Source organism: uncultured Campylobacter sp. (assembly GCF_938041645.1).
Taxonomy (GTDB): domain Bacteria; phylum Campylobacterota; class Campylobacteria; order Campylobacterales; family Campylobacteraceae; genus Campylobacter_B.
In genome coordinates, this window is record NZ_CALIST010000037.1 from 16,541 (window position 1) to 37,972 (window position 21,432).

The 21,432-nt window shown below is 51.0% G+C and carries 19 protein-coding genes; 17 read left to right on the top strand and 2 right to left on the bottom strand.

Annotated elements, in window-relative coordinates; genetic code table 11:
- The first annotated feature begins 154 nt into the window (after positions 1-154).
- The 15 genes from tig to Q0600_RS05785 all read left to right on the top strand — a co-directional run bounded on the left by tig (position 155) and on the right by Q0600_RS05785 (position 16,232).
- Entirely contained in the window at positions 155-1,468 is a 1,314-nt protein-coding gene (gene tig, locus Q0600_RS05715) for a trigger factor (protein WP_298757943.1), read from the top strand.
- On the top strand, positions 1,469-2,053 hold the full coding sequence (gene clpP, locus Q0600_RS05720; RefSeq protein WP_297943649.1) for an ATP-dependent Clp endopeptidase proteolytic subunit ClpP: 585 nt from the start codon (positions 1,469-1,471) through the stop codon (positions 2,051-2,053). It abuts the gene before it with no gap.
- A complete protein-coding gene (gene def, locus Q0600_RS05725) occupies positions 2,054-2,572 on the top strand; it encodes a peptide deformylase (protein WP_298757950.1) in 519 nt (172 codons plus the stop codon).
- Entirely contained in the window at positions 2,569-4,086 is a 1,518-nt protein-coding gene (locus Q0600_RS05730; RefSeq protein WP_298757953.1) for a YifB family Mg chelatase-like AAA ATPase, read from the top strand. Before def ends, Q0600_RS05730 begins: the two co-directional genes overlap by 4 nt.
- On the top strand, positions 4,083-5,729 hold the full coding sequence (locus tag Q0600_RS05735) for an NAD(P)H-hydrate dehydratase (RefSeq protein WP_298757956.1): 1,647 nt from the start codon (positions 4,083-4,085) through the stop codon (positions 5,727-5,729). Before Q0600_RS05730 ends, Q0600_RS05735 begins: the two co-directional genes overlap by 4 nt.
- Positions 5,720-6,298, top strand: coding sequence for a phosphoribosylglycinamide formyltransferase (gene purN, locus Q0600_RS05740; protein WP_298757959.1), 579 nt, complete (start codon positions 5,720-5,722; stop codon positions 6,296-6,298). Before Q0600_RS05735 ends, purN begins: the two co-directional genes overlap by 10 nt.
- Before the next feature lie 93 nt (positions 6,299-6,391).
- Complete coding sequence (locus Q0600_RS05745; RefSeq protein WP_298757962.1) at positions 6,392-7,432, top strand: DUF3137 domain-containing protein; 1,041 nt, start codon at positions 6,392-6,394, stop codon at positions 7,430-7,432.
- Between the two features lie 517 nt (positions 7,433-7,949).
- Positions 7,950-8,552 (top strand): CDP-alcohol phosphatidyltransferase family protein, encoded by a 603-nt coding sequence (locus tag Q0600_RS05750; protein ID WP_298757965.1) that lies wholly within the window; start codon positions 7,950-7,952, stop codon positions 8,550-8,552.
- Between the two features lie 465 nt (positions 8,553-9,017).
- On the top strand, positions 9,018-9,656 hold the full coding sequence (locus tag Q0600_RS05755) for a lysophospholipid acyltransferase family protein (protein WP_298757968.1): 639 nt from the start codon (positions 9,018-9,020) through the stop codon (positions 9,654-9,656).
- Positions 9,637-9,990 (top strand): hypothetical protein, encoded by a 354-nt coding sequence (locus Q0600_RS05760; protein WP_298757970.1) that lies wholly within the window; start codon positions 9,637-9,639, stop codon positions 9,988-9,990. The genes Q0600_RS05755 and Q0600_RS05760 overlap by 20 nt, the downstream gene beginning before the upstream one ends.
- A complete protein-coding gene (locus Q0600_RS05765) occupies positions 9,987-10,916 on the top strand; it encodes a phosphatidate cytidylyltransferase (RefSeq protein ID WP_298757972.1) in 930 nt (309 codons plus the stop codon). The genes Q0600_RS05760 and Q0600_RS05765 overlap by 4 nt, the downstream gene beginning before the upstream one ends.
- 7 nt (positions 10,917-10,923) lie before the next feature.
- Entirely contained in the window at positions 10,924-11,478 is a 555-nt protein-coding gene (locus Q0600_RS05770; protein ID WP_298757975.1) for a DUF1287 domain-containing protein, read from the top strand.
- Positions 11,479-11,516: 38 nt separating this feature from the next.
- Positions 11,517-13,553 (top strand): bifunctional alpha/beta hydrolase/class I SAM-dependent methyltransferase, encoded by a 2,037-nt coding sequence (locus Q0600_RS05775; protein WP_298757978.1) that lies wholly within the window; start codon positions 11,517-11,519, stop codon positions 13,551-13,553.
- Positions 13,554-14,057: 504 nt separating this feature from the next.
- Positions 14,058-15,587 carry a phosphatase PAP2/dual specificity phosphatase family protein gene (locus Q0600_RS05780; RefSeq protein ID WP_298757981.1) on the top strand — a complete coding sequence of 510 codons (1,530 nt, stop codon included), beginning with the start codon at positions 14,058-14,060 and terminating at the stop codon, positions 15,585-15,587.
- A gap of 192 nt (positions 15,588-15,779) precedes the next feature.
- Positions 15,780-16,232, top strand: a complete 453-nt coding sequence (locus Q0600_RS05785; protein WP_298757984.1) for a hypothetical protein — start codon at positions 15,780-15,782, stop codon at positions 16,230-16,232.
- Positions 16,233-16,544: 312 nt separating this feature from the next.
- Here Q0600_RS05785 and Q0600_RS05790 read toward each other — a convergent pair whose 3' ends face one another.
- Both Q0600_RS05790 and Q0600_RS05795 read right to left on the bottom strand, forming a co-directional pair.
- Positions 16,545-17,336: a UDP-N-acetylmuramate dehydrogenase gene (locus Q0600_RS05790; RefSeq protein WP_298757987.1), complete on the bottom strand. Its 792-nt coding sequence runs from the start codon at positions 17,334-17,336 to the stop codon at positions 16,545-16,547.
- Positions 17,337-17,950: 614 nt separating this feature from the next.
- Complete coding sequence (locus Q0600_RS05795) at positions 17,951-18,847, bottom strand: menaquinone biosynthesis family protein (protein WP_298757990.1); 897 nt, start codon at positions 18,845-18,847, stop codon at positions 17,951-17,953.
- Positions 18,848-19,138: 291 nt separating this feature from the next.
- Here Q0600_RS05795 and recA point away from each other — a divergent pair, with 291 nt between their 5' ends.
- Positions 19,139-20,182, top strand: coding sequence for a recombinase RecA (recA, locus tag Q0600_RS05800; protein WP_298757993.1), 1,044 nt, complete (start codon positions 19,139-19,141; stop codon positions 20,180-20,182).
- On the top strand, positions 20,182-21,432 hold the full coding sequence (eno, locus tag Q0600_RS05805) for a phosphopyruvate hydratase (RefSeq protein ID WP_298757995.1): 1,251 nt from the start codon (positions 20,182-20,184) through the stop codon (positions 21,430-21,432). Before recA ends, eno begins: the two co-directional genes overlap by 1 nt.

The following is a 21,432-nucleotide window of genomic DNA, read 5'->3' on the forward strand; positions in this document are numbered from 1 at the left end:
CAAGCCCGCTTTAAATTTTAAGGCAGGCTTTTAAAATTTTAAAATTTTGATAAATACAAACCGCTTAGGCTCGGCAAATTTTAGGAATTTATACTTTAAATAAGAAATTTTTTGATATATTACGAGCTATTTTTAAATTTTCTAAAGGAATTTTATGGAAGTAAAAGCAAAAATGAAAGACGCCGCGAATGCGGTGGCTGCGAGCAAGATCGAAGCAAAGCAGGTCGCGGCAAAAGTAGAAGAGCTAGCCAAAAAGGCCTCCAAGCAGCTAAGAATCGACGGATTCAGACAGGGTAAAGTGCCTACCGCAGTGGTTTTGAAGCGATACGGCAAGCAGCTTGAGGGCGACGCAAAGCAGGAGCTTCTTAAAGATATGATCGATCAGTCTCTTAAAATTTTAAAGAAAAAACAAGATCAAATTTTATCCGAGCCGGTCTTTTCTAAATTTGACGAAAAAGAAGGCGACATCGACGTGGAGATCGAAATTTCTTTCAGGCCCGAGGTTAACGTCGAGGGATACGAGGAGCTGATCCCTAAATTTAGCAGCCCGCGCGTTACTCAAAAAGAGATCGACGAGAAAGTAGCGGAATTTTTGCAGATGATCGCGCCGCTTTCTAAAACCAACAAAAAAATTCTAGCCAAAGACGATTTTGCAAAATTTGATTTCGAAGGCTTCGTGGACGGCAAGCCATTCGACGGCGGCAAGGCGCAGGATTACGTCCTTCAGATCGGCTCAAATCAATTTATCCCGGGCTTTGAAGACGGAATGATCGGACTTAGAGTGGGCGAAGAGCGCGACGTAGCAGTTAAATTTCCGCAAGATTACGGCGCGAAAAGCTTAGCCGGCAAGGACGCGATTTTTAAAGTCAAACTTCATGAAATTCAGGCTAAAAAACCTGCCAAAGAGCTCGGCGAGGAGGAGTTAAAGCAAGCGCTTCCGGGCGAGAAAGAGCCGAGCAAGGAGAAATTTGAAGCGCGCATCAAAGAGCGCATCAAAAACGATAAGCTTCAAAAGCTGATAAACGAGGATCTAAAGCCTAAATTTGCAGACGCGCTCGCCGAGAAATTTAACTTCGCGCTTCCAAAAGCGATCGTCGAGCAGGAGATTAATTTGCAATTTAACAACGCCTGGAGCGGCTTTTCAAAAGAGCAGATCGAGGAATTTAAAAACAACAAAGACGCCCTAGATAAAAAGCGCGAAGAGTTTAGAAAGGCTGCCGAAAACAGCGTCAAACTTACATTCTTAATCGACGAGCTAGCCAAAAAACGCAATATCGACGTGAGCGATCAGGAGCTCGTCCAATCGGTCTATATGGAGGCCTACACCTACGGCGCCGATCCGAAGGAGCATCTAAATAGATACCGCAACAACGGCATGCTGCCGGCCGTTAAAATGGCGCTAATCGAGGAGAAGCTATTTAACGATATTTTCTCCAAACAGGGCAAAAAAGAAGAGAAGGGCGAATAGATGGTGATTCCTTACGTTATCGAACAAACTAGTCGCGGAGAGCGCAGCTACGACATCTACTCGAGGCTGCTAAAAGACCGTATCGTAATGCTTAGCGGTGAGATCGACGACACAGTGGCAAGCTCGATCGTCGCGCAGCTTCTGTTTTTGGAGGCGGAGGATCCGGATAAGGATATCTATCTATACATCAACTCCCCTGGCGGCGTGGTTACGAGCGGATTTAGCATTTATGACACGATGAATTACATCAAACCCGACGTAAGCACGATCTGCATCGGTCAAGCGGCGTCGATGGGAGCGTTTTTGCTAAGCTGCGGCGCAAAAGGCAAACGCTACGCACTTCCAAACTCGCGCATAATGATCCACCAGCCCCTAGGCGGCGCGCAGGGTCAAGCTACAGATATCGAAATTCAAGCCAAAGAAATTTTACGAATGAAAGAAATTTTAAATAACATCCTTTCGCAAAATTCCGGCAAAGATCTCGCGCAGGTCGAAAAGGACACCGATCGCGACTTTTTCATGAGCGCCGAGGATGCTGTGCAATACGGGCTGATCGATCAAGTACTTCAAAAGAGCTTTAAATAGATGATCCTGGACGTCCTTACCTATCCGAATAAAAAGCTTTATCAAAGATCGACCGAGGTCGTGAAATTCGACGCGGCGCTGGGCGAGCTTTTAGACGATATGTATGAGACGATGATCGCAAAAAACGGCATAGGCCTTGCCGCCATCCAGGTAGGCAGGCCCGTGCGCGCTCTGATTATAAATTTAGCCAATGAGGAAAAGATCCAAGACAAAAACGACCTCATCGAGATCATCAATCCGCAAATTTTAAAAAAGGAAGGCGAGGTCGTATTCCAGGAGGGCTGCCTGTCGGTGCCGGGCTTTTACGAGGACGTCACGCGCGCCGAGTTTATTACGGTGCAGTTTCAAGACCGCGCCGGCAATATCCAGCAAATGGACGCTAGCGAGCTGCTAGCCGTCTGTATCCAGCACGAGATGGATCACCTCGACGGACATCTTTTTATCGAGCGCATCGGATACAACAAACGCAAAAAATTTGATAAAGAATTCAAAAAAAGCCTAAAAGAAAAATCGAAATGAAGTCCCTAAAATGCGCTGCCTTCACGGATGCACTGATCCCCGTAGAGGTCGAGTCGACATTCGTGCGGGGGCTGCCGGGATTTAATATCGTAGGCCTTGCGGGCGCTACGATAAAAGAGAGCGAAAGCCGCGTAAAAGCCGCACTTATGAGCCTAAATTTTAAATTTCCTGCCTCCAAAATCATCATAAATCTCTCCCCCTCCGATATGCCCAAAAACGGCTCGCACTTCGATCTTGCGATCGCACTTCTCATCGCGCTGCAAAAAGAGCGCATCGACGGCGATTTCTTCGTCTTCGGCGAGCTCGGTTTAGACGGCAGCTTAAAGAGTACGGCGAGCCTCTTTTCGATCCTGCTTTTTTTAAGCACGAAGGTGAAGCGCGCTAAAATTTTAGTGCCGCAAAGCATAGCTCTAAAGGCCTGCACGATCCCAAACTACGACGTTTATGCAGTAGATAGCCTAAGCGACGCGGTCAGATTTTTTTTAGACGAGGAGTTCGCCGCAAGCAGGCTCATGCGAGAAACCCATCCGCTTTTTAAAAACGTCGTGGAGATTGACGGGCAAGCTTACGTCCCCAACCGCGATTTTTCGCTCGATTTCAAAGACGTCAAAGGACAGAAGCGCGCCAAGCGCGCGAGCCTGATCGCCGCGTGCGGCATGCACAATATCCTCTTTGAGGGCAGCCCCGGCTGCGGCAAAAGCATGTGCGCAAAGCGGATAGCCAGAATTCTACCGCCGCAGAGCCTGGGCGAAGTGCTACTCTCGTGCGCCTACGAGTCGCTAAATAACAAAGACATCGATTTTAGCGCGCTACGTCCCTTCCGCTCGCCGCACCACACCAGCACTCGCAGCTCGATTTTCGGCGGCGGCAGTAGCGGCGCAAAGATCGGCGAGGTCGCGCTCGCAAACGGCGGCGAGCTGTTTTTCGACGAGCTGCCGCACTTCGGCAAGCAAATTTTAGAAAGCCTGCGCGAGCCGCTGGAGGATAATAGAATTTTGATTTCGCGCGTAAATTCCAAGGTCGAATACCAGACGAAATTTATCTTCGTCGCGGCGCAAAATCCCTGCCCGTGCGGAAATCTATTTTCCAAAAACCTCACCTGCACCTGCTCGCTAAACGACATCAGGCGCTACAAAAACACGATCTCCGCGCCGCTGCTCGATCGCATCGACATATATGTCGCGATGGACGAGACCGGCGCGGACGACAAGAGCGACGTTTGCAGCGAGGAGATGGCGGACGCGGTGCTGCGGGCGTTTCGCGCGCAAAAGGCTCGCGGACAGAGCGAGCTAAACGCAAAGCTACGTGACGAGGATACCGAAAAATTTTGCGTCTGCGAAAGCGCTGCGCGAGAGGTTTTGCAAACGGCGATCACCCGCTACGATCTTTCGCAACGCGGCGTAAATAAAACGCTAAAGCTCGCGCGCACGATCGCCGATCTAGCAGGCGCCGAGATCATCGCCAAGGCGCATATTTTGGAGGCTCTTAGCTTTCGCATAAGGAGCGAAATTTGAAAAAAATTTTCTTTAGCACCGAGGAGCTCGACGCGCGAGCTAGCGCGAAATTTGGACTTGGCGAGCAAATTTTAATGGAAAACGCCGCAGGCAGGATCGAGGACGAGATCAGAAAGCGGCTCAAAAAGGGCTCGCGCATTTTGGCGCTTTGCGGCGGCGGAAATAACGGCGCGGACGCGATGGCGGCGCTGCGAAAGCTAAGCGGCGATTTTAGCTGCACCGCGCTTTGCGTGCTTCAAAACAGAAGCGCGGCGGGTAAATTTCAAACGGAAGCGGCGCGGGCTGCGGGCGTTAGGCTTATCGATATCGCAAGCGCAAAAGCCGCTTACAAGCACGCAGGTAGCGCATCTAGCAAGGATGCTTGCGCGCACGAAAGTGCAAGCGGCTCCTATTTAAAAGACGCTGGCGCAAGCGAGCCGCAGGGCGAGCGCGAAAGCCTAAGCGGCGCGGACATTTCGGGCGGCGACGATAAATTATGCGCGAAATTTACAAGCGCTAAATTTGAAACCGCAGAAGACGGCGGAGATTTCGGCAAGCTAGGCAACGAATACGGCGAACCGCGCATCCTGCACGATGAGATTACAAGCGCAGACTGCATAATCGACGGGATTTTCGGCAGCGGTTTGAATAAACCGATAAGCGCTGAAATTTGTGAAATTTTATCTCTCGCAAACGGCACGAAATCCCTAAAAATCGCAGTCGATATCCCAAGCGGCATCGATAAGAGCGGGCGCATTTTAGGCTGTGCCTTTTGTGCGGATCTGACGATCGCGATGGGAGCGCTGAAGCTCGCGCTGTTTTCGGACGGCGCGAAGGATTATGTAGGGCGGATCAAGGTCGCAAATCTTGGAATTTCGCGCTCAAATTTTGAAAGGAGAAGCGAATATTTTCTGCTTCAAAAAAGCGATCTGAAGCTGCCGCTACGCATGAAGCAAAATACCAATAAAGGCGACTTCGGGCACACCTACATCGTAAGCGGACAGATGAGCGGAGCGGCGCAAATGGCGGCTCTGGCGGCTCACGCGATCGGCAGCGGGCTCGTTAGCATCGTTAGCGATGAGCCGTTAAATTTAAGCCCGATTTTGATGCAAAAAAGCTCGTTTGAGCACGCACGGGTCGTGGTCTGCGGCTGCGGCCTTGGAGAGCGGAAGATTGATCTTGCCGCACTACGGGACAAAAGCTGCGTCATCGACGCCGATCTGTGCTATGAGCGTGAAATTTTAAGCTTACTAAACGCCAATTCAAATTTAATCATAACGCCCCATCCGAAGGAGTTCTGCTCGCTTTTAAAGATCGCAGGTATCGCAGATCTTAGCGTGAGCGAGCTGCAAGAGCGGCGCTTCGAGCTTGCGCGGGCATGGAGCGAGAAATTTAGCGGCGTGCTCGTGCTAAAGGGCGCAAACACGCTCATCGCCCAAGCTGGCATCATCTACGTCTGCGACAAGGGTAGCGCCGCGCTCGCAAAGGGCGGCAGCGGCGACGTACTCGCAGGGCTCATCGGCGGGCTGCTCGCGCAAGGCTACTCGCCTCTGCAAGCCTCAATCTGCGGCGTCCTAGCCCACGCACTCGCCGCGCGAGCCTTCGCCAAAAACTCCTACGCGCTAAATCCGCTCGATCTCATCGAGGAGGTAAAATGGTTGTGAAAAAGCTCGCCGTGCTTTTTAGCGGTAGCGGCTCAAATTTGGAGGCGATCCTGCAGAAGCTGCACGGCAAAACTTTTGGGGACACCAAGATCGAAGTCGCGCTAACGCTAAGCAACAAAGCGGACGCCGGCGGTATCGCAAAAGCCGCGAGATTCGGACTTAAAAGCGTGATCCTAAATCACAAGGATTTCGCTAGCCGCGAGGAATTCGACGCCGCGCTCGTGCGCGAGATCGAAAAAAGCGGCGCGGAGCTTACGGTGCTTGCGGGCTTTATGAGGATTCTAACGCCTGTTTTTACGAGTAGGGTTCGCGCGATAAATTTGCACCCGTCGCTGCTGCCGCTTTTTAAGGGCGCGCACGCGATAAAGCAGAGCTTTGAGAGCGATATGAAGGTGGGCGGCGTGAGCGTACACTGGGTCAGCGAGGAGCTTGACGGCGGCGCGATCATCGCTCAGCGCGCGTTTGAAAAGAGCGCAGGCATGAGCTTTGAGGCTTACGAAGCCAAAATCCACGAGATCGAACATGAGCTATTGCCGCAGGTGATCGTAGAAATTTTGTGTCAAAGCTAAATTTTACGCTAAATTTAAAGCTTAGTCCTTTAAATTTAGGGGCGGTTCAAGGCTAAGCTTTAAAATTTGCTAGCTAAATTTAGAAAGAGAAAGATGACCGCAAACGAACTGGAAAAACTAAGGCTCGGCATCCTGGATGAGGCGGAGCAACGCAAAGGCACGGCGTTTTCGATAATAGTACTAGCGGTGCTAGCCTCGGCGCTGTGGCTGTTTTTCAATCTTAGAGATCAAAATGCAGCAATGGTTCTCTGCTGGATCATAGTGGTATTTAGCTGCGGCAGCATCTCTTATAGAGTAGTGAATAAAGATACCAATATAGTGCGCGTATTTATCTTTTGCATCTTGCTGTGGATGCTTGCCAAAGGCGTAGAAATGTGCGAGAATGAAACCTTGCGCTTCGTCATCGCACTCGTAACCATCTGCCTTTCTTTGTTTAATATCGCAGATGCCGCGCTGGAGCGGATCAAATACAACAGATCCAAAAAATTCGTCCGCGCCTTTAAACACCAATATATTGCGCCCTATATCGCAAGCCTAGGTTATCGCTACGAAATTTCAGGCTCGTTTAGGCCGGCGTATTTGCGCGCAAGCGGTCTTTTTGTGGACGGCATAAGCTATTTTGATTGCGAAGATAAAATTTCCGGCGTTTATGACGGAGTATTTTTTAGCTTTGCCGATGTCTGCGTGACTCATACTGACGAACGACGTAGCAGCAGGGGGATCTTTTTCTACGCAGAATTTAAAAAGCGCGTAAACTCGGTGGCGGTGATCCTGCCTTCGCTCAGCGCGAGGCCAATACTCGGCGGACTTAAGAAGATCGCTATGGACGATAGCGAGTTTAGCTCCGCATTTAGCGTATATAGCGCCGATGCGGTGTCTGCAATGTATGCCCTCACACCCGCCTTTATGCGGCGCTTGCTTCGCTTTAGAAGCGGTGCCGGCGGACCGATCAGTTTAAGCTTTTCTGGTAGAAACGTCTATATTTTCATCCGCACGGGATACGATAGTTTCGAGCCTAGCGTAGATCGCAGCGTATTTGGATTTGATCCCGCCGCGTCTATCAAGCACGAGCTTCTATTCTTTCTCTCCATAGTAAAAAGTCTAAAATTAAACGAAAATATCTGGCGAGATTAAATTCTAAATTTGACCTTAAATCCGCAAATACAGAGGCTTTGCACCGCCGCGAAATTTTAAAATTTAAAAGTACTCTTCCCGGCTCGGCGCCGCTATGATTTAGAATTTTCGCGACAAGGTCTATTACATTTTCGGCGGAGAGCGAAGTTTGAAATCTATCGCGATGAAATCCCATGCGGTTTATAAATTTTTGCGGTCCACATAGAGGAGTTGAGCAAAGATGGATACTGATATGACGATGATTGCACCGTACGCTTTCCATAAGGAGATTACCACGCTGCCTATAATCGTGCCGTAAACGCTACTTTTACCGTCGCGAGCCCACGTCAAAAAAATTGAGTGCCCATCGCGGCAATGATAGAAGAGATAATTTACTCATATTTGCATCGTTCATTTCGCCATCCTAATGCTTTTAAAAATCGACGATTAAAAAGCTCACACAAAAGCAGGCCACACATTTAATCTGCCTCCAAGCATTTTTAAGCGACAATACGAAAATCAAATTTTCGGAGTCCCCATGACGATTTACGAGTTAAAGCCCAAATTTCAAAATTTACTTCGTCCGTTAGTAAGACGTCTTCACGGCGCGGGCGTCAGCGCAAATCAAGTCACGATCACAGCCTGCGTCATTTCCGTTCTGCTGGGCGGACTTCTGATAAAATTCGCCGAAATTTCGACGCTATTCTTTCTGCTGCCCGTTTGGATGTTTTTGCGTATGGCGCTAAATGCCATCGACGGCATGCTGGCTCGCGAGTTTAATCAAAAAAGCCCGCTGGGCGGCTACCTAAACGAAGCCACGGACGTCATCTCGGACGCCGCGCTGTATCTGCCGTTTGCCTTCATGGCGCCGTTTGACTGGGGCGTTATCGTGCTCGTTATCTTTCTATCTTTTATGAGTGAGTTTTTGGGCGTCCTAGGGCAGGTGCACGGTTGCGGCAGGCGATACGACGGGCCTATGGGCAAGAGCGACCGCGCGTTTATATTCGGGCTTATCGGTACGGTATATGCGCTATCTGGGCGACTACCGGAGTGGTTTAGCGGGGTACTTTACGCCGCGATATTTTTACTCGCGCTTACTTGCGCAAACCGCGTGAGGATGGGACTAAAAAGCTGGGAATAAGGCGCCTCGGACGAGGATAAATTTAATATCTATCTCCAAAATCGACGCAAGGTAAATTCGCCTAAATTTGATATAATTGCAAAAGTTTTAAGCTCGCCTCGACGCGGGCACGCAATCGTTATAAATTTGATCTTGTTTAAATTTACGAGATTTTTTGAGGCGAGGATAAAATATCACGGCGAATTTGTCCGCTTAATTTAGACGTTTTAAAAGACGCTAGGCGCGCAAAACGCGCTCGGTTAATTTCGAGCGTTTTATCAAAGTCGGTGAAATTAAAGGCAAGTAGCAAAAGTGGCAAATTGCAGGCGTTACTTAAAACCGTATCGGCTTTAATCGCCTCAAATTTATGTCTAAACGCTCGTTTTCGGCAAGGTGGGCAAGAAGCTTATTTGCCGCACGCAACCGTAAAATTGAGGGCACCGTAAAAAGTGAATTTGAAAAGTAAAAGAGTAAAAAGGATACAAGATGAAAGAGTTTTTAGCTGCAGCGCTTGATTTTATCCTTTGCCGTATCACGATATTTATCACGGGCGTACGGCCGCCGCAGGAGCTTTTAAACATCGGCGAGGGCACTAAAATTTACTACGCTAACCACGCCAGCCACGGCGATTTTTTGCTGATTTTCGTCTCGCTGCCGTATCGCGTGAGAAAGTGCGTGCGCCCCGTCGCGGCGGCGGAGTACTGGGAGAGCGGGCCTATGCGCAGATTTCTTGCTAAAAACGTGTTTAACATGGTGCTAATAAGTCGCCGTAAAGATCCGCTGGAAGCGCTAGCGCAAATGAGCGAAGCGCTGCAGACGCACTCTCTCATCATCTTTCCCGAAGGCACGCGCAAGATGAACGACGACCTAGCGCTTCAGCCGTTTAAAAGCGGGATATTTCGTTTAGCGCAGGAGTGCCCCTCCGTGCCTTTGGTGCCGATTTGGATCAAAAATGCGCGTAACGTCCTGCCTAAGGGCTTTATGATACCTATCCCGCTGCTTTGCGAGCTGATAGTGGGCGAGGAGATATTTTATAGCGGCGAGGGTAAGGGCGAGTTTTTACAAAAGGCGCAGGACGCGCTGCTAGCGATGAGCGATACGCAAAATGATAGAACGAAAGCCTAGCGCGACGGCTTTGGCCAGGGCGGTAAATTTGAGTCCTATAAATCCGTCAAACGAAAAGGCAAAATTTGCGACCGATTTTTACGAAAAATTTGACGGCGAGCCTTCTAAAGCGGCGGCCGAAAACGTCAAATTTGAGCGCGAAACCCGGATCAAAACGCTCGCCTCGCCGCAAATCAAATTTGACCCAAACGTGGGCTCAAAGCGCGAGCAATTCTGGCTAGCAAATTTAACCGCCCGCAGGGCAAACCAAACGCGCGTAAATTTGACTCGCTTGGAGCACTCCGAAACATACGTCAAATTTAGCTTCAAATTTAACCAAAAGGCCCTAAAATGAACCCGCAAAATCATATCTTAAATCTATTTTTAGGACTCATCGCGGTGCTAGTCGTCTCTAGCGCCGTTGCCTTTATGCTAAAGGCTAAATTCGGCGCCGAGAACAAAACCATCGCAAATTTGACCTCGCGCATAAATGCCTGGTGGGCGATGATTTTGGTGATTTTTGCGTTTACGTATATGGGCAAAAACGCCGTAATATTTTTGTTTTTGCTAGTTTCGTTTGCCGCATTGCGCGAGTTTTTGTCGCTCATCTACATCCGCAGAGGCGATCACATCGCGCTCGTGGCGTGCTTTTACGTGATTTTACCTATGCAGTATATTTTTATTTATGCAGATTGGTACGCGATGGCGATGATATTTATCCCGGTTTACGGATTTTTATTTTTGCCGATTTTGGCGGCTATTTGCGGCGATGCGGCATATTTTTTAGAGCGCTCGACGAAGATCCAGTGGGCGCTGATGATCTGCGTCTTTTGTATCTCGCACATCCCCGCGCTTCTTTTACTGGGTCTTGAGCGAGGTAGCGGCATGGAGCTGATGCTGTTTTTGATCCTGGTCGTGCAGGCTAGCGACGTGCTGCAGTACATCTGGGGTAAACTTTTTGGCAAGCACAAGATTGCGCCTAGCATCAGCCCGTCTAAAACGGTGGTCGGCTTTGCTGGCGGCGTACTTAGCGCTAGCGCGCTGGCTGCGTGTTTGCATCATCTCACGCCTTTTGGCGCGACGGGGGCGTTTTTTATCGGGCTTGCCGTTTGCATGATGGGCTTTTTAGGAGGGCTTGTTATGTCGGCAATCAAGCGCGATCTGGGCGTCAAAGATTGGGGATATATGATCAGCGGGCACGGCGGGATGCTTGACCGTATGGACTCGCTGTGCTTTGCTGCGCCGATATTTTTTCACATAGTTAGATACTTTTACGCGTGAGGTTTTGATGAAAATTTGGAGCAAAATTTTACTTTTAGCGCTAACAGCAAATTTGGCTTTTGCTTTTTCTGCCCAGAAGCTCGTGCAAGACTCTAGAGCGCAAGTAGGACAGACGCTGTTTTACGATCCTTCGTACTCTAGGCTAGCCTATCCGATGGGTGACGTGGATATGATAAAGGGCGTTTGCACCGACGTCGTAGTTAGAGCGCTGCGCGGGCAGGACATCGATCTACAGAGGCTCATCCATGAGGATATGAGCGCGAATTTTAGCGTCTACCCAAAAAACTGGGGCGCGAAAAAGACCGACAAAAACATCGATCATCGCCGCGTACCAAATATCGCCACCTATCTAAAACGCAAGGGTTACGAGGCGAAGGGCGAGTTTAAAGCGGGCGATATCGTGACGTGGCGGCTGGATAACGGCAGGCCTCATATCGGCATAGTTTCGGATAAATTTGCAGGCGACAAAACCCCGCTCGTGATCCATAACATCGGGCTTGGCGCGCAGGAAGAGGACGTGCTAAACGTTTACGAGATAACGGGGCATTTTAGGATAAAATAAGCGCAAAAATCGATAAATTTAAGCAAGAAAGGCGAAAAATGGAGTTTAAAGAGAGTTGCTTTATAACGAGCGATGGAGCGAGGATATTTTACAGATACCGCCTGGCTAGCGACGTAGCGTGCGAAAACCCGGGTGCAGACGAAGTAAATTTGAGCGAGGACGATAAATTTGACGGGTCAAATTTGAGCGTCCAAACTGCAAACGAAACGTCAAATTTGACTATCGAGCAAACAGGCGGCTCGGATGAAAATGCGGAGCCGGGTTTTGGCGGCGAAGGTAAATCGGACGAGCAAAATTTACCAAACGGCGGCGAAAACTCGGACTCAAATTTAAATGAAGCTAGCAAATGCGGCGCGTCAAATTTGAGCGAGACGCCTTGCGAAAACGCCGAGCAAAATCTCAAATTTAAAGCCGCGCCAAACGCCAAAGCAGTAGCGATATTTCACCGCGGACACGAGCACTCGGGCAGGACGACGCACGTAGCGGACGGGCTAGCGGACGAGAGTTTGAGCTATTTTGCGTGGGATCAGCGCGGACACGGCAGGAGCGAGGGCGAGCGTGGCGATGCGCCAAGTATCGGTCGCCTCATCGCCGACGTGGACGAGTTTGTAGCGCATATCGAGCAGAGATTTGGCTTTGAGACGCAAAATCTAGCCGTGATAGCCCAGAGCGTGGGAGCGGTGCTGGTCTCGGCGTGGCTGCACGACTACGCTCCGCGCGTTCGCTGCGCGGTGCTGGCTAGTCCCGCGTTTAGCGTGAAGCTTTACGTACCGTTTGCCAGGGCGGGACTAAAGGCGCTCTACTCCTCTCGCGGAAATTTTTTCGTAAACAGCTACGTCAAGGCTCACTATCTCACTCACGACAAGGATCGCCAGGCCAGCTACGACGCCGACTCGCTCATCACTCGCGCGATCTCGGTGCGCATACTGCTGGGGCTTTACGAAGCGGCGCAGCGAGTGGTTTCGGACGCCGCGGCGATCACGACGCCTACGCTGCTGCTGGTTTCAGGCGATGATTGGGTCGTGGAGCACGCCCCGCAGCACGAGTTTTACAACGCTCTTGGCGCGCGCGTAAAAAGGCGCGAGGTTTTAGAGGGATTTTACCACGATACGCTGGGCGAGAGCGAGCGGGAGAGGGCGTTTGAGATCGTGCGTGAGTTCGTCGGCGAGAGGTTTAGAGCACCTTTTAGCGAGGTGGACTGCACGCATGCGGATGAATACGGCTTTAGCCGCGAAGAGGCCGATAGGTTAGCTACGCCGCTACCGAAATTTTGCCCGAAAAATTTGATATTTAAGTTTCAAAGAGTTGGTATGCAGGCGCTCTCGCCGTGGGTCGGCGGGCTAAAAGTGGGCGAAAATACGGGCTACGATAGCGGCAGTACGCTTGACTACGTTTACCGAAACGAGCCGCAAGGGGCGAATAAATTTTTTAAATTTATCGACGAAATTTACCTAAACGCCATCGGCTGGCGCGGCATCAGAGAGCGCAAGCGAAATATCAAGCTAGCCATCGACCAAGCCGTAGCAAAGCTGCAAGAGCGCGGAGAGCCGCTACGACTGCTAGACATCGCCTCGGGGCACGGCAGATACATACTAGACGCCGTGCAGGGGCATAAATTTGAGCGCATAACGCTGCGCGACTACAGCGACATAAACGTGAAAGCCGGCAGCGAAATGATAAAAGAGCGCGGGCTGCAGGACGTCGCGAGCTTTACGCAGGCAAACGCCTTTGACGCCGCTAGCTACGAGGGTCTGCAGGACGCATATACGCTAGGCGTCGTGTCGGGACTGTTTGAGCTCTTTCCTGACAACTCGGTCGTGCGCACCGCGCTGCAAGGCTTTTCAAGCAGCGTAAAAAGCGGCGGCTACCTCATCTACACCAACCAGCCGTGGCACCCGCAGCTCGAGATGATCGCGCGCGCTCTATCTAGCCACAGGCAGGGCGCTGCATGGATCATGCGCCGCCGCAGCCAAGCCGAGATGGATCAGCTCGTGGCGAATGCGGGATTTAAAAAGGTGAAAGAGTGGATAGATGGGGATGGGATATTTAGCGTGAGTTTGGCCGTTAAAATTTAAGCGGCTTGTCTCGCGAGTGCTTTTCCGAGATTTCGCAAAATTTTCGCTCCGCAGGCTATATGCCTAGCGCACGCTTAATTTTGCTTCAAAACTCGAAAAGTCATCTCGCGATACTTCGCCTTATCGTTTTACGCTCAAATTTGCAAATTTGAGTCGCCGAGACCTGTACCCTGAAAATGTCAAATTTAAATTTTCGGCGCGACAGCGCCAGATAAACCTGCACGCAGTGCAGCAACCTCTCACGTCGTAGGGGTTGGGGGATTGTTAAGGGGGAAGGGAGCGACTTCGTAATTCAAGCCCCTTCCCCCTTAACAAGAAAGATTGACTTGCACAAAAAGTTTAATTCATAACGATAAATTTGACTAATTCAAATTTAGCACCTTAAAGATACGGGTCTCGGCGAGTAAATTTTACGCCTTTTGCGTCAAGCGAGCGATCTCGGCCCATTAAGCCGCCAACGCGCAAATCTGCTAAAATTTGATAGAATTAGCAAAAAAGGCAAAAATGAAAACAAAACCGTTTTTATATCAGCTGGCCGCGCTAGTCGTCGTTGCGGCGATATTTTACGCTAGCTACGGCGCCACGAACGCCCTCGCGAGCGCTCGCGCAAACGTGCCCGAGATTTATTTCGCGTGGGAGCGCGCGCTACCGTTTTGGGCGTGGAGCATCGTGCCGTATTGGTCGCTAAATTTGCTCTACGCGCTTGGATTTTTCCTCTGCCGTGACGCCGGGGAGCTCGCGCGCTACGTTACACAGCTGCTAGTCGCTCAGATGATCGCGACGCTGTTTTTTATCGCTTTTCCTCTGCAAATGTCGTGGGAAAAGCCCGCAGTTTCAGGCTTTAGCGGTTTTTTGTTCTCGAGCCTCGCCGCCTTTGACCTCCCGTTTAATCAAGCCCCGTCACTGCACATCATACTTTGCGTCGTCGTGGGCGCATTTTACCTTCGCAAGGCGCGCGCGGTTTGGCTTAAAGCGGCGCTCGTAGCGTGGTTTGTGCTCATCGGCTTTAGCGTGCTGACCACGTATCAGCACCATTTTATCGACATTCCGACGGGGCTAGCCGCGGGATGTTTTGTGCTGCTCGTTCGTCCGATGGATGGCGAGCCGCTTAGTTTTGCTATAGCTATGGAGGCTGCTCGCTACAAATGGGCGGCGCTATATCTAGGGCTTGCGTTTATGACGCTTTTTGCGGCGATTTTGGGAGCTAAAATTTGGGGCGCGTGGATGCTGTGGCTGTCGTGGGCGAGCCTTAGCTTCGCGCTAGTCGCTTGCGGTTACGCGTTTTTGGGCGCGCGGGTTTTTGCTAAAAACGGGCAAGGCCGTCACGCCGCCGCGGCTAAAGCTTTACTCTTCCCGTATCTTTGCGTCGCGCGGTTAAATGCGCTCTTTTGGCTGCGCGGACGCCGGCTTTCAGACGAGATTTTGCCAGGGCTGTATCTTGGCTCGGTTAAGCAGGCAGGTAAATTTGACGCGGTGCTTGACTGCGCGGCCGAGTTTGAGCGGCCTAGCGGCGCGCAAATTTACGCGAGCCTGCCTATGCTAGATATGATAACGCCTGGCGCGGACGAGCTAAAACGCGGCGCAGATGAGCTCGAGCGACTCGTGAAAATGGCTTTTAGCGGCGGCGAAATTTTACCGCAAAGGGCGGAGCTAGGACCAAATTTTAGCGCCAAAGCGGGCTACGCGCACGGGCGAGATTTTAAATTTAACGAGCAGGTGGACTCGCGGACAAACCTGCAAACCCGCGGCACGGCAAACGAAAGCGAAATCGCCGAGGCGGGGCAAAATCTTACAGGCGCGAACGAACGAGCCGCCGAGACAAACGGCAAAAAGGTGCTGGTGTGCTGCGCGCTGGGCTACGGCAGGAGCGCGTCGGTGCTGCTTGCGTGGCTGGTGATTTATGCGGGACTGGGCTTTGACGAGGCGCTAAATTTACTAAAATCTCGCCGCGAAAAGATCGCAGTCGCTAGCTCGCTGCGCGAGAGGATAACGCGGCTAGCCGCAGAAGCCCGCGTAAGTTCGAAAGCGGAGTAAAGACCGGCCAAATTCGCAAAAGCAAGTGCGGCAAATTTAAGCGCGAAATAGATGCGGGCCAAATTTGATCAAGTCCGGTTTGAGGGATCAAATTGAAAAATCTACAGGCTGGAAACAAGCGGCATGGCAAAATTCTCGGCGAAAACAAACGAGAATTTAACTAAAGACAAACGCCCAAAATGAGGAGAGAAAATGACGAATGCGGAGCAAAGCAAAAAAGCGGCGCAAGACGGGGAGCGGGAATGCCGCCAAAGGGCGGACGATAGAGTCTTGGCGCTGGTTACAGCTAGGTTTTTGGCGACACATAGGCTGTTTTTCTTGTTAAATTTACTCCAGCTAGCCGTCTGTCTTACGATTTTTACGAATTTTGCCGTGATTGCGAGCTTTTTGACGGCTTTTGCGGGGCTATTTTATCTGCACGTTAGGCTGCATTTTGATACGCTGATTTTTAGAGATTTTGCGGAGTGGAGGCTTGATTGCGGCAAATTTGACGCGGCGCTTGCGGAGCTAAATTTAGCTAGCAAGCCGCCCAAAATCCGCGATATGAAAAGTCGCTGCGCGGGAACTTTGCGGCTATATAAATTAACGGCCGCGCTTACTTTTATCGTCGCCGTTGTGGCTTTTGCGTGTTACTATCTGAGCTAAATTTGCTTGCCCGCTTAGACGGTTACGGAATGCCGATTTAGACGGCCTCATCGGTTTGGTGCGCAAAATTCAACAACTGTTTTTCATGGCGAGATAAACGGGATAAAATTGATTGCTTTTGCGGGCCATTTTTGTAGTGACTATTTTAAGCGATGAAACAGCGGTTAGTATCGCCGGCGCACCGTATCGAGCGCTTTTAAATTTGACGATTTCGTCGGTATTTTAAAATTTCAAAGCATAAAAAATCCAGTGCAAAAAGACGGAATGGACAACCGAGTAAGTTTAGTCGGGGCAAAATATACGAATTTCCTTTTATAGCACCACGACCTCGGTTTCCAGTTCGATACCGAATTCCTCAAAAACGCGGCTTTGCGCTAAATTTATGAGCGCAATCACATCCTCAAAGCTCGCGCCGCCAAAATTTATGATGAAATTGGCGTGCTGCTCGCTAAATTTCGCGCCGCCGATCGCGTGGCCTTTAAGCCCCGCCGCTTCGATCAGCCTGCCCGCGGCGTCATTCGGCGGGTTTTTAAAGCAGCTTCCAAAGCTAGCTCCCTTTGGCTGGTTGGCGCGCTTGGCGGCGAAATCCGCGGCGACTTCGGCATCAAAGCCGCGCGAAATTTTAAACTCGGCGCCTAAAATCGGCTCATCTATCCCGCTTCTTCGGTAGCCGAAGCTTATCCTCTCGCGCTCCACCCAGCCGCGAGCCAGGCGCACGGCAAGCAGGCTATCGCTAATGCTCGCGCCGGCGAGCCCCGCGTTCATTTTGATTAGCCCGCCGAGCGTGCCCGGGATGTTGCGCAAAAACTCAAAGCCGCCGAGACCCTGCTTTTTGGCGAAGTTATAAATTTTGCCCGACTTCGTTGCAGCCCCGATGCTAAGGACATCGCCGCTTAAGCTTATGCGGTCGAACTCCTCGCTTAGCATCGCAAGGTGCGGCGGCGCGGGCGAGATAAGCAGATTGTTGCCGCCACCGATGATCGCGCCCCCCGATATGCTCTCAAACTCCGCAAAATCGGCCTCGTCCTTTAAAATTTGCACCGCAAAGCTCCCGCCGATGCGCACGGAGGTGTATTTGCTAAAATCTATCTGCTTTGTTTTCAAAATTCTGCCTTTTAAATTTCATTTCTAAATTTCACGCTCGTCGCTCGCCGCGCATCGTTTTAAAGTTTAGCGATACCGCCGCACCGCACGGTGCAAAACGCGAACGCTATTTCAAAATTTGACGCTGCTGCTGCGATTAAATTTATCTCGCCAGTGTATTTGGGCTGCGCGATACATCGTGTGCGCAGGGCTCGCACTCTGCGGTACAAAATACAGCCGCGCAATGTAGCGCCGCACTGCAAAATTTCATCGCTGCGTAGCCGTAAATTTAAGGCGCAGCTACAGATTGCACGGCGATAATAACGCTACAGCGCGGTCGATTGACGAGCTTGGCGGCAAAATCCGCGGCAAGCTCGGCGCTAAATTTTACGCGCAAATTTAAATTCACGTCGCACTCCGCAGCTAAACCCAAAAGCGGCGGAGGGGCTGCACCACAATGGCAAGAACGCGGGGTAAAATTCTACCTCGCGCGGCGACTTTTACGCCGAAGTAAAATTTAACCGAGGCGCAAACCTCTTAACGCCGAGGAATTTAGCCAAATGTGATTTCATTTCTAGTAAAAATTTAGCCGAAACAAGCGCTAAATTTCAACTAAATTTTAACCTCGCCCGCCTTTACATCGGGTTTTGTCCGCCGCAGTCCGCAAAACGGATCTCGTTATATTCGCGCGGGATAAAATTCTCCTGCGCGCTAATCGGCGCAGGGTAAAATCCGCGCTCATAACCAAGCTCAAACAGCCTATCCACCGCCCTTATCTGTGCCCCCGAAAGCTCGATCGAGGCCTCGTTGGCATAAAGGCTCAGATATTTTTCGAGCTTTGCGTCGTCCACGCGGATGAGATTTCGCTCCATGAGCATGTGCGACAAAAGGGGCTTATGCGCGGTGGCGATGCGCACGCCCTCGGTTAATACGCGCTCGCACTCGATGGCGTCGGTTATCGGCAGGCTGCGGCGAACCGCCATGCCTCCTAGCGGCAGCGGCAGATTTTCGCCCGCTAGCTCGCTCCAGATATCCCAGATCTCGCGCTCCACGCAAAGCTCGTCCGAAAAGTCCAAAATACTCTCGTGTATCAGCACGCCGGCGTCCACCTCTCCGCTTAAGACCGCGTCCTCGATCTCGAGAAAATTTTTATAAATCACGCGCGCTTGCGGGTATGCCATGCGAAAAAGCAGGGCATTTGTCGTGTGTTTGCCGCTGAGCGCGACTTTGAAATTTCGCTTTAAAACCGCGCCCTTTTTCTTAACTAGCTTTGGGCCGTAGCCCTCACCGAAGCTCACTGCCGTGCGCAAAAGCGCGTATTCATCGCAGATCAGCGGATATAGCGCGAAGCTAATCGCCGTGGCCTCATAGGTGCCCTTTAGCGCCTCGTCGTTTAGCGTCTGGATATCAAGCGCGGTGGCGCTAAGCTTTAGATTTTTGGAGCTTACCCAGCCAAAATCAATCGCCTTATACATAAAAATATCGTCGGCGTCGGGCGAGTGGGCGACGTTTATATGCTTAAAAATCTTCAAATTTTATCCTTTTTGCTCCGCTTTAAATTTCGCACGCGGCGTAATTTTTAAATGTTGCGAAATTATAGTGAAATTTTGCTACAGCCCTTATAAAAATGCGGAATTTCTAAAGAAAAACGTGAAAACAGGGCCTGTTTAAAAGGCTAAATTTAAAGCTTTGAGGCTCGTCCTGCAGAACTTTTTGCGCTCCTTAAAAATTTCAAATTCCGATGCCGCGCCGAATTTGGGCGAATAATCAAAAATTCATTTCAAATTTGGTAAAATCAAGCGAATTTATTTTTAAGGAAAAACATGGACGAGGGAAAGAAAAAGACGCTGGATGCGGCGCTAAAATCGATCGACAAAGCTTTCGGCAAGGGCACGCTCGTGCGGCTAGGCGATAAGCAGGTCGAGCCGATAGACGCCATCTCTACGGGCTCTGTGGGGCTTGACATCGCGCTTGGCATCGGCGGCGTGCCGAAAGGGCGCATCATCGAGGTTTACGGGCCAGAGAGCTCGGGTAAGACGACGCTTACGCTTCATATCATCGCCGAGTGCCAAAAAGCGGGCGGAATTTGCGCATTCGTAGACGCCGAGCACGCGTTAGACGTCAAATACGCTTCAAATTTAGGCGTCGATACCGACAATCTCTACGTCAGCCAGCCCGACTTCGGCGAGCAGGCGCTCGACATCGTAGAAACCTTAGCAAAGAGCGGCGCGATCGATCTTATCGTCGTAGATAGCGTCGCCGCGCTCACGCCAAAAAACGAGATCGAGGGCGACATGGGCGATCAGCACGTGGGGCTTCAGGCGCGACTTATGAGTCAAGCGCTGCGTAAGCTCGCCGGCGTCGTGCATAAGATGAACACCACGGTGATCTTTATCAACCAAATCCGTATGAAGATCGGCGCGATGGGCTACGGCACGCCAGAGACCACTACGGGCGGCAATGCGCTTAAATTTTACGCTTCGGTGCGCATCGATATACGCAAGATCGCTACTTTGAAACAAAATGAAGAGAGTATCGGCAACCGCGCCAAGGTCAAGGTCGTAAAAAACAAGGTGGCGCCGCCGTTTAAGATCGCGGAATTTGACATAATGTTCGGCAAGGGCATCAGCAAGGTAGGCGAGCTGATCGATTACGGCGTCAAGCTCGACATCGTCGATAAAAGCGGCGCATGGTTCAGCTACGGCGACACTAAGTTGGGACAAGGGCGCGAAAACGCTAAAATTTATCTAGAGAATAACCCTGCTGTCGCTGAAGAGATCACAGCAAAGATCCGCGAGCAGATGGGTAGCGTAAATTTCAGCGCAGGCGCGGACGATGAAGAAAATTTACAAAGTGGAGATGAGTAATGATTTATATCGAAGATGTTTATGCGATAGAGGTACTTGACAGCCGTGGCAACCCGACCGTGAAAGCGACTGTGGCTCTAAGCGACGGCACCGTAGCAAGCGCGATAGTCCCAAGCGGCGCAAGCACGGGCAAACGCGAGGCACTAGAGCTTCGCGACGGGGGCGATAGATACTGCGGCAAGGGCGTGCTAAAAGCGGTGGAAAACGTAAATTCGCAGATCGCCGAAGCCGTGATCGGACTAGATGCTTTTGGTCAAAAGGCGCTTGATGATGAGATGAGAGAGCTTGACGGCACCGATAACTATTCAAATTTAGGCGCAAATGCGGTGCTTGGCGTATCTATGGCGGTAGCGCGCGCAGCGGCAAAGAGCCTTGACGTGTCTTTGTATCGCTACCTAGGCGGCGCAAACGCTAGCGTACTGCCGGTGCCGATGTTTAATATCATCAACGGCGGCGCGCACGCGAACAACAGCGTGGATTTCCAAGAATTTATGATTATGCCGTTTGGATTTGATAAATTTAGCGACGCGTTGCGAGCGGCGAGCGAAATTTACCACACGCTAAAAGGGCTTCTAAACGCAGCCGGTCACAGCACGGCGGTGGGCGACGAGGGCGGATTTGCGCCAAATTTAAACGATAACGAAGAGCCGATCAAGCTAATCATGCAAGCTATCGAAAAAGCGGGCTACAAAGCAGGCGAGCAGATCAAACTAGCCCTTGACGTCGCAGCTAGCGAGCTGTACGAAAACGGCAAATATAAGCTAGAAGGCAAGGAATTTAGCAGCGAAGAGCTGATAGAGCGATACGCGCAGCTTTGCGAGAAGTATCCGATATTTTCGATCGAGGACGGCCTAAGCGAGGACGACTGGGTGGGCTGGGCGAAGCTAACGAGCAAGCTTGGCTCTAAAGTGCAGCTCGTGGGCGACGATCTATTTGTAACGAACGAGAAGATTTTACGCGAAGGCATCGCCAAGGGCGTAGGCAACGCGATTTTGATAAAACCAAATCAAATCGGCACCGTCAGCCAAACGATGCAGACGATCCGCCTAGCGCAGCGCAAAGGCTACCGCTGCGTGATGAGCCACAGAAGCGGCGAGAGCGAGGATAGCTTTATCGCGGACTTCGCCGTCGCGATGAATACGGGCCAAATCAAAACGGGCGCGACCTCAAGAAGCGAGCGCAACGCCAAATATAACCGCCTGCTTGAGATCGAGCGCGAGACGGACGAGTTTTTAGGAAGCCGAATTTAA

Coding starts and splice junctions, on each gene's coding strand:
- clpP (WP_297943649.1), top strand. CDS start 1,469: ATGGTGATTCCTTACGTTATCGAACAAACTAGTCGCGGAGAGCGCAGC.
- tig (WP_298757943.1), top strand. CDS start 155: ATGGAAGTAAAAGCAAAAATGAAAGACGCCGCGAATGCGGTGGCTGCG.
- Q0600_RS05745 (WP_298757962.1), top strand. CDS start 6,392: ATGACCGCAAACGAACTGGAAAAACTAAGGCTCGGCATCCTGGATGAG.
- def (WP_298757950.1), top strand. CDS start 2,054: ATGATCCTGGACGTCCTTACCTATCCGAATAAAAAGCTTTATCAAAGA.
- Q0600_RS05755 (WP_298757968.1), top strand. CDS start 9,018: ATGAAAGAGTTTTTAGCTGCAGCGCTTGATTTTATCCTTTGCCGTATC.
- Q0600_RS05770 (WP_298757975.1), top strand. CDS start 10,924: ATGAAAATTTGGAGCAAAATTTTACTTTTAGCGCTAACAGCAAATTTG.
- Q0600_RS05765 (WP_298757972.1), top strand. CDS start 9,987: ATGAACCCGCAAAATCATATCTTAAATCTATTTTTAGGACTCATCGCG.
- eno (WP_298757995.1), top strand. CDS start 20,182: ATGATTTATATCGAAGATGTTTATGCGATAGAGGTACTTGACAGCCGT.
- recA (WP_298757993.1), top strand. CDS start 19,139: ATGGACGAGGGAAAGAAAAAGACGCTGGATGCGGCGCTAAAATCGATC.
- Q0600_RS05780 (WP_298757981.1), top strand. CDS start 14,058: ATGAAAACAAAACCGTTTTTATATCAGCTGGCCGCGCTAGTCGTCGTT.
- Q0600_RS05775 (WP_298757978.1), top strand. CDS start 11,517: ATGGAGTTTAAAGAGAGTTGCTTTATAACGAGCGATGGAGCGAGGATA.
- Q0600_RS05760 (WP_298757970.1), top strand. CDS start 9,637: ATGATAGAACGAAAGCCTAGCGCGACGGCTTTGGCCAGGGCGGTAAAT.
- Q0600_RS05785 (WP_298757984.1), top strand. CDS start 15,780: ATGACGAATGCGGAGCAAAGCAAAAAAGCGGCGCAAGACGGGGAGCGG.
- purN (WP_298757959.1), top strand. CDS start 5,720: ATGGTTGTGAAAAAGCTCGCCGTGCTTTTTAGCGGTAGCGGCTCAAAT.
- Q0600_RS05730 (WP_298757953.1), top strand. CDS start 2,569: ATGAAGTCCCTAAAATGCGCTGCCTTCACGGATGCACTGATCCCCGTA.
- Q0600_RS05750 (WP_298757965.1), top strand. CDS start 7,950: ATGACGATTTACGAGTTAAAGCCCAAATTTCAAAATTTACTTCGTCCG.